Origin of the sequence: Micromonospora sp. NBC_01740, from assembly GCF_035920365.1 — a bacterium.
GTDB classification, from domain to species: Bacteria; Actinomycetota; Actinomycetes; order Mycobacteriales; family Micromonosporaceae; genus Micromonospora; species Micromonospora reichwaldensis.
In genome coordinates this window covers 21,819-33,415 of record NZ_CP109150.1, presented here as the reverse complement: position 1 = coordinate 33,415, position 11,597 = coordinate 21,819, and the positions used below count along the sequence as shown (strand labels likewise).

At 73.2% G+C, this 11,597-nt stretch carries 8 protein-coding genes; 7 read left to right on the top strand and 1 reads right to left on the bottom strand.

All coding sequences use genetic code 11. The features are described 5' to 3' along the window. Positions 1–331: 331 nt before the first annotated feature. The 7 genes from OG989_RS00135 to OG989_RS00105 all read left to right on the top strand — a co-directional run bounded on the left by OG989_RS00135 (position 332) and on the right by OG989_RS00105 (position 10,380). Positions 332–514: a hypothetical protein gene (locus OG989_RS00135; RefSeq protein ID WP_327029354.1), complete on the top strand. Its 183-nt coding sequence runs from the start codon at positions 332–334 to the stop codon at positions 512–514. A 36-nt stretch (positions 515–550) separates the two neighbouring features. Then, on the top strand, positions 551–2,119 hold the full coding sequence (locus OG989_RS00130; RefSeq protein WP_327029353.1) for a fatty acid--CoA ligase: 1,569 nt from the start codon (positions 551–553) through the stop codon (positions 2,117–2,119). Positions 2,120–2,567: 448 nt separating this feature from the next. Then, positions 2,568–5,693, top strand: coding sequence for a non-ribosomal peptide synthetase (locus OG989_RS00125; protein WP_327029352.1), 3,126 nt, complete (start codon positions 2,568–2,570; stop codon positions 5,691–5,693). A gap of 44 nt (positions 5,694–5,737) precedes the next feature. After that, on the top strand, positions 5,738–6,721 hold the full coding sequence (locus OG989_RS00120) for an aldo/keto reductase (RefSeq protein WP_151454976.1): 984 nt from the start codon (positions 5,738–5,740) through the stop codon (positions 6,719–6,721). A 58-nt stretch (positions 6,722–6,779) separates the two neighbouring features. Further along, the gene (locus OG989_RS00115) at positions 6,780–7,517 is read left to right on the top strand and encodes a hypothetical protein (RefSeq protein WP_327029351.1); all 738 of its coding nucleotides are present in this window, start codon (positions 6,780–6,782) and stop codon (positions 7,515–7,517) included. Then, positions 7,514–8,371 (top strand): family 3 encapsulin nanocompartment shell protein, encoded by an 858-nt coding sequence (locus OG989_RS00110; RefSeq protein WP_151454978.1) that lies wholly within the window; start codon positions 7,514–7,516, stop codon positions 8,369–8,371. The genes OG989_RS00115 and OG989_RS00110 overlap by 4 nt, the downstream gene beginning before the upstream one ends. A gap of 839 nt (positions 8,372–9,210) precedes the next feature. Continuing rightward, positions 9,211–10,380, top strand: coding sequence for an MFS transporter (locus tag OG989_RS00105; RefSeq protein WP_151454979.1), 1,170 nt, complete (start codon positions 9,211–9,213; stop codon positions 10,378–10,380). Between the two features lie 100 nt (positions 10,381–10,480). On the opposite strand, the gene OG989_RS00100 is transcribed toward OG989_RS00105, so the two are convergent. Next, a complete protein-coding gene (locus OG989_RS00100) occupies positions 10,481–11,578 on the bottom strand; it encodes an NAD(P)/FAD-dependent oxidoreductase (RefSeq protein ID WP_327029350.1) in 1,098 nt (365 codons plus the stop codon). Positions 11,579–11,597: the final 19 nt, after the last annotated feature.

The window sequence follows — 11,597 nt, the reverse complement described above, 5'->3', positions numbered from 1 at the left end:
CGTACGGGCTCGCGAAGTGGTCGTCGTCCATCAGTTGCCGATGCCCGTGCACCGGGCACGTGTCCGCCATGTCGTCCTCGCTGTGATCGCTCGGAAGGAATCGCTGTCGGATGCGGTGCGCCGGGCGGGAGGGACCGCCCGCGCGCCCATGGTGCCCTCAGGCCGTCCACGCTCGGGTAACTGCCGGGACGACGGCCGTTGGTGCGGTGACGCCTCACCTCACGGGTACGGGTCCCGAATCGGGCCCGTGGGCCAGTTCTTCCGCTGTTACCGGGTGATGGACACGCGCTGATTACGTTCAGTTCGCACTCGTGCACAAGGAGGAACAGCGATGACGACGTCGCGGGCCAGGCTCAGCGCGGCCGATGGGCTGGCGAGCGCGGAGGGCGAGTTCGTCCAGATCATCGACATGCCCCGGCGTCTTGCAGACGACGACGGCGGCATCGCCGAGTGCGAGGTGCGGATGGCGCTGGTCAACCCGCCCGGCATGCGTTCCCAGGCCGACGCGGCGTGAGCCGCCCCCACCCGTACGTCCACTGAGGAGGACTTGGTGACCGTTCAGTTGCGCACGCTCGTCGACGTGGCGCGCCGGCACGCCGTCCAGCAGCCGGACGCCGTCGCGATCATCTGCGAGGGCCGGCGCGTCGACTACGCCACCCTGCACCGCGTCAGCAACCAGGTGGCACGCGGCCTCCAGGCGGCGGGCCTGCGCCCCGGTGACCGCGTCGCCTACCTGGGCAGGGAGTCCGAGCACTTCTACGACCTGCTCTTCGGCGCCGCGAAGGCCGGCGTGGTGTTCGTGCCGATCAACTGGCGGCTGGCCGCCGGCGAGGTCGAGCACATCCTGCGCGACTCGGGCGCCGCCCTGCTCTTCGTCGACGCCGACTCGACCCCGGTCGCCGAGAAGCTGGCGCCGGAGCTGCCGATGCTGCGACAGGTGGTCGCGCTGGACGACGGCGGCGTGGCCCGCGCCGGCTTCGCGGCCTGGGTGTCGGCGCAGCCGGACGCGAACGTGCTGGCCAAGGTCACGTCCGACACGCCGCTGGCGCAGATGTACACCAGCGGCACGACGGGGCTGCCGAAGGGCGTCGTCCTCGCGCACCGCAGCTTCTTCGCGGTACGCGACGGGCTCGCCTCGGAGAACCTGGACTGGCTCGACCTGCGCGAGAGCGACGTCAGCCTCCTCTGCAACGGCGGCTTCCACATCGGCGGCCTGTCGTGGGCGGCGATGGGTTTCGCCGCGGGCGCCACGAACGTGCTGATGCGCGAGTTCAACACTGCGGGCGCGGTCGGGCTGATCAGATCGCTGCGCGTCACCACCATCCTCGCGGTGCCCTCGATGCTGCGACTGCTGCTCGCGGAGCCCGGCGTCACCAAGGCGGACTTCGCTTCGCTGCGGAAGATCGTCTACGGCAGCGCGCCCATCTCGACGGCGCTGCTGGCCCGCTGCATCGAGGGCTTCGGCTGCGAGTTCGCCCAGATCTACGGCCTGACCGAGACCGGCAACTCCGCCGTCTGCCTGCCCCCGGCCGACCACACCCCGGACGGCGGCAAGATGCAGTCGGCGGGGCTGCCGTACCCGGGCTTCGAGGTCAAGATCGTGGACGACAAGGGCGACCCGCTGCCGGCCGGCGAGGTCGGCGAGGTCTGGCTGCGTTCGCCGGGCGTGATGGTGGAGTACTGGAACCTGCCGGAGGCCACGGCGAAGACGCTCGTCGACGGCTGGGTCGTCACCGGTGACGCCGGCTTGCTGGACGAGGACGGCTACCTGTACATCCGGGACCGGATCAAGGACATGATCATCGTCTCGGGAGAAAATGTCTATCCCGTCGAGGTCGAGAACGTGATCAGCCGGCACCCGCTGGTCGCCGAGTCGGCGGTCGTGGGCGTGCCGGACGAGCGCTGGGGCGAGGCCGTCTACGCGTTCGTGGTGCCGGTGGAGGGGCAGCAGCTCACCGAGCGCGACCTGGCGCTGCACCTGCGCGGCCAGCTCGCCGGCTTCAAGCAGCCGCTGCACTACGAGTTCATCGACCGGGTGCCGCGCAACCCCAGCGGGAAGATCCTGCGGCGCGAGCTGCGGGAAAGGTTCTGGCAGGGGCACGACCGTCGGGTGAGCTGATCGCGATGACGGCGGTGACCAGCGAGCGGGACACCCGCGACCCGCTGCGCCGGCTCGAACGGCCCGCGCGTTGCTGGCTACCGTCCGTCATCGCGCCTGCTTGTCGGGTGGCGGGGGTGTCCGTTCGCGCCGCCGGTACACCTCCGCGCGTAACCGACGGTCCAGCGTGGAATCTCCGCGTACGCCGGCAGGTGGGCGAAGGATTCCCTGGTGGGAGGCCTGTCTGCCGGACGGGCGGCGCGCGGGGAGCGCGGTCACCACTTCCAAGTGACGGGAATCGATGTAGCAGAAAGTTGCATATTCCCTCCCATCGATCGGCCCTCTAGTGTCCTTGACCAGCAGCCAGGGCATCGACCGGCGCCGATAACTACCCTTGCTGCGCGTCGGGTCGGATTCGTCCCGTCCGCAGCATGACGACAGGCCTGCGGGCACGGGGACAGGAGGCGTGATGAGGGCGGGCGACACCGGATCCGCGGCGGCGGTTCCCGTCTCCGACGGGCCCACCTGCCGGTGCACCGCCACCACTGCGGCGGCCGCCGGGAGGGCGTACGACGACCGGCCCTTCCTGGCCGTGCCCGGCATGGTCGAGGAGCGCGTCGACCGGCACCCGCACCGCCGGGCGGTGTCGTTCCGGGGCCGTTCGCTGACGTACCGCGAACTCGACGACCTGGCCAACGGCGTGGCCGCCGCCCTCACCGGGCGGGGCGTCCGGCGGGGCGACGTGGTGCCCGTTCTGATCGCCGACGGGCTCGAACTGCCCGTCGTCGACCTGGCGCTGATGAAGCTCGGCGCGGCCTTCGTGCCCGTCGATCCCGGCTGGCCGGCGGACCGGCTGCACGCCTCGCTGCGGGAGGTGCGGCCCCGGCTCGCGGTGGTACGCGGCACCGGCCCGCGTCCCGACACCGGCGACGTCCCCTGCCTGCCCGTCGACCTCGACGAGATCACCCCGACCCGCCGCCGGCCCGGCGTGCCGATCGGCCCGGCCGACCTGATCTACGGCATCTTCACCTCCGGCACCACCGGCACCCCGAAGTGCGCACTGAACCGGCACGACGGGATCGCCAACCGGCTGCGGTTCATGACGCGACACTTCGCGGCGACCGGCGACGAGGTGGTGCTCCAGAACAGCCGGCACACCTTCGACTCGTCGGTGTGGCAGATGTTCTGGCCGCTGACCACCGGAGGCCGCACGGTGGTGCCGGTCGAGGGCGGGTTCCTCGACGTTGAGCGGACCATCCGGACCATCGCCGACGAGACCGTCACGATGACCGACTTCGTGCCGAGCGTGCTCGGCGCGCTGGTGTCGGTCCTGGACCGGGACCCGGCGGCCCGCCGCGCCGTCGCCTCGCTGCGCAACGTGATCGTCGGCGGCGAGGAGATCGACCCCTGGGCGGTGCACCGGCTGGTCGAGTTGGTGCCGGGCGTGGCGGTCACCAACGGCTACGGCCCGACCGAGGCGTCGATCGGAATGATCTTCCACACCGTCGCCCGCAGCGACGGTGACGTCATCCCCATCGGCCGGCCCATCGACAACTGCTACGCCGCCGTCGTGGACGACGAGCTGCGCCCCCTGCCGCCGGGCGAGACCGGCGAGATCGTCATCGGCGGCGTGTGCCTGGGCGAGGGATACCTCGGCGACCCGGCCCGCACCGCCGAGGTGTTCGTGCCCAACCCGCTCCCCGACATCCCGGGTGCCCGGCTCTACCGCACCGGCGACCTCGGCCGGATCGCCCCCGACGGCCGGCTGCACTTCGCCGGCCGCCGCGACCACCAGCTCAAGGTCAACGGCGTCCGGATCGAGGCGGGTGAGATCGAGACCGCCGCCACCCGGCTGGCCGGCGTACGGCAGGCGAAGGTCCTGCTCGCCCGCGAGCACCGGGGGAAGTCGCTGGCCCTCTTCCTCGCCGCCGACCCCGAGGTCACCGAGCCGCAGGTGCGGGCGCACCTGCGGCTGCTGCTGCCCCGGACCCACGTGCCCCGGCACGTCGTCGTGCGCGACGCGCTGCCGCTGACCGGCAACGGCAAGGTCGACCGGCAGGCGCTGGAGGCATGGCTGGACCGCACGTTCGCCGACCGGACCCGTCCGTCGGCCGCGCCCGCCGAGGCGCGGACGCTGCCCGAGCGGGTGCTGGGGGTGTTCCGGACGGTCCTCGGCCGGCCCGACCTCGACCCCGACACCGACTTCCTCGACGCCGGGGGCGACTCGCTCCAGGCCCTCGACGCGGTCACCGCCCTCGGCGCGGACCAGAGCCTGCGCGTCGGCGTGCAGGACCTGTTCACCCACCGCAGCGCCGCCCGGCTCGCCCGGGCGCTCGCCGTACGGCTGCGCACGGCCGATCCCACCGAGACCGAGGACGAGCTGGTGGAGCGGGACGCGAAGATCCCGGCCGACCTGCCCGTACGCCCCGTCGGCCGGCGCCGGGCGCCGCGTACGGTCCTGGTAACCGGCGCCACCGGCTTCGTCGGCGCGCGCCTGGTGCACGAGCTGCTCGCCACCACCGACGTCCGGGTGCTCTGCCTGGCCCGCGCGGCCGACGACGCCGAGGCCACCGCCCGCGTCGTGCGCGCGCTGGCCGAGCGGGGCCTGTGGCGGCCCGGCCACGGCCCGCGCCTGCACGGGTACGCGGCCGACCTCGGCAGCCCGGCCCTCGGCCTGACCCCGCAGGCGTGGGACCGGCTGGCCCACGACTGCGACCTCGTGCTGCACGCCGGGGCGCTTGTCAACTTCCTGTTCGACTACCGGGCCCACCGCGCAGCGAACGTCCTCGGCACCGCCGAGCTGCTGCGGCTGTGCCTGACGGGACGGCCGAAGCCGCTGCACCACGTCTCCACCCTCGGCGTCCTCGACAGCGAGGCCGCCCGCCATCCGCAGCCGCTGCCCGAGACGTACGACCCGGCCCTCGCCGTCCCGCCGACGAGCGGCTACAGCCGGTCGAAGTGGGTGGCGGAGCGGTACCTCGACGACGCCCGGCGGCGCGGCGCGACCGTCACGGTGCTGCGCCTCGGCGAGGTGATGCCCGCGGCCGACGACGGCCACCCCAATCCCCGGGCCCTGACCCACCTGCTGCTGGCGGCCTGCCACCGGCTGCGGATGCGGCCCGACGCGCCCGTGCGCTCCGACTGGACGCCGGTGGACTGGGCCGCCCGGCGGATCGTCGCCACGGTCGTCGACCCCCGCCAGTGGGGCGGCACGCTGCACGTCCTGCACCCGGTGAGCGTCGACTTCACCGACCTGCCGCTGGGCGGCGCGGACGCCCTGCCCCGGGTGAGCTGCGCGCGGTTCCTGGCGGGGCTGCGCGAGGCGGCCGGCGAGGGCGACCGCGACGCCGCCGTGCTGCTGGCCCTCTTCCCGCCCGGCGCGGGCGCCGACGAGGAGCGGCTGCGCGCGGTCTTCGCGACGCTGCTCACCGACAACCCCCGGCTCTTCCGGCGCGACGGCTGCGCCGAGTTGGAACGCCGCCGGGGCTTCACCGACCACCGGCTCGGCCCGTCCGTCGGCGCCTACCGCGCCTGGCTGGGCGCGCACGAGGGGCGGGAGGCCGACCGGCTGCTGCTGCCGGCGGGACCAGGGTGAACGGTCGCGCGCGACGCAATTTCCGGCACGGATGAGGGAGTGGAATGCGATACCGCAGGATGGGTCGGCTCGACTGGCAGGTCAGCGAGGTCGGGTACGGGATGTGGGGCATCGGGGGCGGGCCCGGCGGCTTCACCGGCTGGGACTACGACACCGCGCCGGCCTGCCTGGACGAGGCGGTGGAACGGGGCTGCAACTTCTTCGACACCGCCTGGGTCTACGGGCGGGGCGTCAGTGAGCAGCTCCTCGGCGGCCTGGTGCGCCGGCACCCGGACCGCCGGCTGTACCTGGCCACCAAGATCCCGCCGAAGAACCGCGAGTGGCCGCCCGGCCCCCAGGACACCCTGGACGACGTCTTCCCGGCCGAGCACATCCGCGAGTTCACCCACCGCAGCCTCGAGAACCTCGGCGTGGACCGGATCGACCTGCTCCAGTTCCACGTCTGGGAGGACCGGTGGGCCGCCGACGGCCGCTGGCAGGAGGCCGTCGCGGACCTCAAGCGGGAGGGCCTGGTCGACGGCGTCGGGATCAGCGTCAACCGGTGGGAGCCGACGAACTGCCACGCCGCCCTCGACACCGGCCTGATCGACGTCGTGCAGGTCATCTACAACATCTTCGACCAGGCGCCGGAGGACGAGCTGTTCCCGCGCGCCCAGCGCGACGACATCGCGATCATCGCCCGCGTCCCGTTCGACGAGGGGACGCTGACCGGCACGCTGACCGCCGACAGCACCTGGCCGGAGGAGGACTGGCGCAGCACGTACTTCGGGCCGGAGAACCTGCTGCCCAGCGTGGAGCGCGCCGAGCGGCTGGCCGCCGACGTGCCGGCGGGGATGACCATGCCGGAGCTGGCGCTGCGGTTCATCCTGCACCACCCGGCGGTGAGCACGGTGATCCCCGGCATGCGCCGCGCCGAGCACGTCCGCGCCAACCTGGCCGTCAGCGACGGCGTACCGCTGGACGCCGGGCTGCTGGACACGCTGCGCGGCCACCGGTGGGACCGCAAGCCGACGTCGTGGTCGCAGTGAGCGCGCCCCGCCGCGGCGCCGCCCCGGGGCGGCGGGAGACGCGGTACGGGAGGCCGGCATGCCGGTGATCGCCATGTGGGCGCATCCCCGGGCGCTCTCCACCGCGTTCCTGCGCATGATGATCGCCCGCGGCGACGTCACGGTCGTCCACGAGCCCCTGGTCACCCTCGTCGACGAGGGGCACGTCGAGCTGCCCGCCGCCGACGGCGGCGCCGTCACCGTGACCGACGCGGCCGAGGTCGTCGCGCATCTGACGGAGCTGGGCCGGGACCGGACCGTCTTCGTCAAGGACACGCTCGAATACCGCTACCGGCACCTGTTCGCCGATCCCGGAGCGATCGCCGACGTCACGCACACCTTCATCGTCCGGGAACCGGCCCGCACGATCAGCTCGCACTACGCGATCAAGCCGACGGTGACCTGCCCGGAGATCGGCTACGAGCACCAGTGGGAGCTGTACGACCTGGTCAGCCGGACCGCGCACCGGCCGCCGGTGGTGATCCGGGCCGAGGACCTGCTGCGGCACCCGGGGGAGACGGTGTCGGCCTGGTGCGAGGCCGTGGGGCTGCCGTTCCGGCCCGAGGCGCTGAACTGGGCGCCGGGGGAGCGCACCGAGTGGCGGCGTACGCGCAAGTGGCACCTCGACGTCGAACGCACCTCGGGCTTCTCGCCGGTCGAGAAGTCCTTCGAGGTGACCGTCGCCAACAACGACACCCTGCGGTCGTACCACGACTACCACCAGCCCTTCTACGAGCGGCTGATCCGGCACGCCATCTCCATCGGGGAGGACTCATGACCACCACCGCCGCGCCGCCCGTGACCGCGTCGTCGACGCTGTCGCCGGGTGAGCTGTTCGCCCGCGCGTACGCCGACGATCCCGCCGGCGCCGAGGTGCGCTTCGACTACACCATCACGGACGCCTTCCAGCCGACCAAGGAACGCCCCCGGGTGACCGTGCGCAACCTGTTCCGCAAGCGGCCGGTCGGCATGGAGCCGGTCCGGTTCTGGTCCGAGGGCCGGCCCGACGCGGGCGAGGCCGCCGCCGTGCACGAGTCGGTCCTGCGCCGGGAGGCCGCCTTCCGGTTCGGCACCGCCTCCGCCGGGGTGCACCCGATCCGCGCCTGGGTGCGTATCCCCGAGGAACTCGCCGACGACCCGGAGGCGCTGGCCTCCTTCATCGACTACCGGCTGCTGGTCCGCCTCGCCACGGCCGAGAACCAGGCGCTGACCATCGGCGAGGGCGGCCTGCTGCGGCACCCGGAGATCGGGCGGCTGCCGTACCGGCACGACTGGCTCAGCGGCCTGCTCGCCGCCTGCGACGAGATCGAGCAGACCGGGGCCACCCCGCACGCGATGATCGTCAACCCGCGGGACTACTACACCCACCTGCTCGGGAAGGGCTCCCTCCTGACGGACCTGACCCGCAACGGCGTCCAGATCAGCCGTACGCGGATGGTGGCGCCGGGCGAGGCGGTGGTGGGCGACTTCGCGATGGCGGCCCGCCTGCTGGACGCCGGACGGTCCGCGATCCGCGTCGACACCCCGCCGCCCGGCACCCTGTCCACCGACGGTCCGGCCGTCTGCGCCGAGATCCACGAGGGACTGGCCGTGCACTTGCCGACCCACTTCTTCCACGTCGTACCGGCCTAGCGCCTCGTCGTACAGCCTTGGCCGGGTGATCCGTGCTGCGTGGGACGGTGGTGGCCGCCGAGCCGGTCTGGGGCGGGAGGGTGTGTGACGCTGTCGAGCTGAGTCGTCTGTGACATCAGGCGTCGTCCGGGCCACTGTGGCCCCAGACGGCGGTGAATCGTCTGCGACATCAGCTCGACAGCGTCCCACGTGGGTCACGTCCGCCGACGGACACCATGACGGACCCCGGAGTTCGTCGCGAACCCGCGCCTCGGTCGGAATGCTGGTTCCCCAGCGGTTACCCGACCGAACGCCGGACCAGCCGTTCGTGGTCAGGACGCCATGTACCTCAAAGCGGCTGGGTAGCGCACATGGTGTCCTGATCACCTGCAAAGGCGAGGCACTGGATCCTCGTCGGACTGGTGCCGGCTAATTGCGAACACGGCGCCTTGAGGTACGGGGCTGCTCCGCTCGCGGTCGGATGGCATGCTCGTGTCCCGTGATCGATGATCTCGCGAAGGACAACCTGCATGGCGGTCGTTGGATGAGGTCACGCGACGCGGAGGTTCGCCCCGGGGCTGCTCCGTCAGCAGGCTGCCGCCGGGGCTGGTGCGTTCGCGGACCCGGTTGAGGGGGCGTGGATCCAGGTGGTGGCGCAGCCGTCGGCGACGGTCTTGAGTCGTCGATTGGATCGTTCCGCTTCGATGCCGCTATCCTGAGCGCGAGGTGCCCGGTCGGCCTTCGGTCTGCCTGGTCGCTGGTCGGTCCACTGGGGACTCGACCTGCGTCGGCAACCGCGATGCCGGAACACCTCACCGCCCAGCAAGGCCTCACGGAGCACGGGCTAGGAGCGTCACCGCATGACCACGACCGGCGGGAAACTATCGTTCTACCGGCCCATCGTCCCGCTCTTCGCCGCGATCTTCCTGTGCCTGCTCGGCGTGGGCGCGTCCCTGGCGGTGCTGCCGTTCTACGTCCTCGACGAGCTGGGCGGCAACCGGGTCGAGGTGGGGGTGGTGATCGCCGCGATCGCGGTCTCCGCCGTGATCGCCCGGCCCATCGCCGGCCGGGTCGGCGACCGGCACGGGTACCGGACGGTGATGCTGGGCGGGGCGGTGGTGTGTGCCGCCGCCGGGGCGGCCTACCTGGTGGCCGGCAACATCGGCGTGCTGGTCGGCGTCCGGGTCCTGCACGGGATCGGTGAGGCGGCCGTCTACACCGCCGGCGCGGCCTGGCTGGTGGCGCTGGCGCCGGCCGACCGGCGGGGCCGCGTCGTCGGCCTGTACGGCATCTACATGTGGCTGGGCATCACGCTGGGCGCCCTGCTCGGCGCGGTGCTGCTGCGTACCTCCGGCTATCCCGCGGTGTGGCTGTTCGCGGTCCTGGCGGCGGCCGTCGGGGCCGCGCTCGTCGCGACCCGACCGCGGCCGCAGCAGGCGAGCCCGGCGGGCCGGGCCGGCATCCTGCCGCGCAGCGCGGTGGCGCCCGGCGTCGCGCTCTCCCTGGCCGGGTTCGGCTACGCCGCGCTGGCCGCGTTCGTGGCCCTGCACATGGCGGAGCGGGGCATCGAGAACGGCATCGTCGCGTTCAACGCGTTCGGCTTCACCTACGTGGGGGTCCGGCTCGTCGTGGGCGGGCTGCCCGACAAGCTCGGTGCCGGCCGGGTGGCCGTCGGGTCGGCTCTGGTGGAGGCGGTGGGGCTGCTCCTGGTCGCGGTCGCGCCGAACCTGCTGGTCGCGGTCCTCGGCGGGCTGGTGATCGGCGCCGGGCTCTCGCTGCTCTTCCCGGCGCTGGCCCTGTTGGTGATCAACCGCACGGACCCGGCCCACCAGGGGACGGCGCTCGGCGCGTTCACCTCGTTCTGGGACATCGGCCTGGTGGCCGGGGCGCCGCTGGCCGGCCTGGTCGCCAGCATGGCCGGCTACCCGGCGGTCTTCCAGGTGATGCTGCTGGCGGCGCTGCTGTCGGCGGCCCTCTCGGCGTGGACGATGCTGCCCCGCCGCTCCCCGTTGAACCAACACTCCGGCTGACCTCCCACCCACCCATGCCTCGCTGATCATGGGGTTGGCGGCGAAGCCGATCTCCTCGGCGCCCGCCAACCTCATGATCGACCCGGGTGGCCGGGTCGGGTCAGGGGAGGCGGGACGGGGACAGCGGGGTGGGGTCGACCGGGGGCAGGGCGTCGACCGCCAGCGCGGCTAGCAGGGCGCCCGCCGCCGGCGAGGTCTGGACGCCGTAGCCGCCGAGCCCGGCCATCCAGAGGAAATCCGGCGCGTCGGGCGCCGGGCCGATCACGGGCACGTCGTCCGGGACGGAGGTCCGCAGCCCGGCCCAGGGCTGGTGGACGCGACGGATGTCCAGTGTGGTCGCCGCCTGCACCCGGTCGGCGCCGATCGCCACGTCGAGGTCGTCGGGGCGGGCGTCGCCCGGCGGCACGGGAGTGGTGTCGCACGGGGAGACCAGCAGGCGCCCCGACTCCGGCTTGAAGTAGAAGGTGCCGTCGACGTCGTTGACCATCGGCCAGTCCCCCGCCGGGACACCGGCCGGCGCGTCCACCAGGAAGGCGGTGCGCCGCAGGGGCGTCAACCCCACCGGTCGTACGCCGGCCGCCGTCGCGACCTCGTCGGCCCAGGCGCCTGCCGCGTTGACGACGACCCGGGCGGTGAACTCGCCGGCGTCCGTGTCCACCTGCCAACCGTCGCCGCCGCGCCGCAGCCGGCGTACCCGCGCGCCGCACACGACCCGGCCGCCGGCCGCCCGGATGCCGCGCAGGTAGCCCTGGTGCAGCGCGGCGACGTCGAGGTCCCGCACGGCCGGTTTCACCATCGCCCGCCGGCACCACTGCGGCCGTACGACGGGGCAGTGCCGGGGCAGGTCGGCGACGTCGATTTCGCGGGCCGGCGGGTCCACCTCGGCCCCGTCGCGCAGCGCCGCCTCGAAGGCGTCCTCGCTGCCCGGTGGGCAGAGGCTGAGCGTGCCGCGCGGGGTGAGCAGCGGGTGCTCGGCGAACCCCGGCGGCGGCGCGGTGAGGAAGCCCCGGCTGGCCCGGGTCAGCGCGCGCACCGCCGGCCCGCCGTAGTACTCGGAGAACACGGCGGCCGAGCGGCCGGTGGAGTGCTGGCCGGGGACCTGCTCCATCTCCAGCAGCACCACGGTCCCGTACGCGGCGAGGTGGTGTCCGGCGCTGGCGCCCGCGATTCCGCCGCCGATGACCAGATAGTCGATCATCGATTGAACGGTAGTCGGC

Coding starts and splice junctions, on each gene's coding strand:
- OG989_RS00115 (WP_327029351.1), top strand. CDS start 6,780: ATGCCGGTGATCGCCATGTGGGCGCATCCCCGGGCGCTCTCCACCGCG.
- OG989_RS00135 (WP_327029354.1), top strand. CDS start 332: ATGACGACGTCGCGGGCCAGGCTCAGCGCGGCCGATGGGCTGGCGAGC.
- OG989_RS00105 (WP_151454979.1), top strand. CDS start 9,211: ATGACCACGACCGGCGGGAAACTATCGTTCTACCGGCCCATCGTCCCG.
- OG989_RS00110 (WP_151454978.1), top strand. CDS start 7,514: ATGACCACCACCGCCGCGCCGCCCGTGACCGCGTCGTCGACGCTGTCG.
- OG989_RS00100 (WP_327029350.1), bottom strand. CDS start 11,578: ATGATCGACTATCTGGTCATCGGCGGCGGAATCGCGGGCGCCAGCGCC.
- OG989_RS00125 (WP_327029352.1), top strand. CDS start 2,568: ATGAGGGCGGGCGACACCGGATCCGCGGCGGCGGTTCCCGTCTCCGAC.
- OG989_RS00120 (WP_151454976.1), top strand. CDS start 5,738: ATGCGATACCGCAGGATGGGTCGGCTCGACTGGCAGGTCAGCGAGGTC.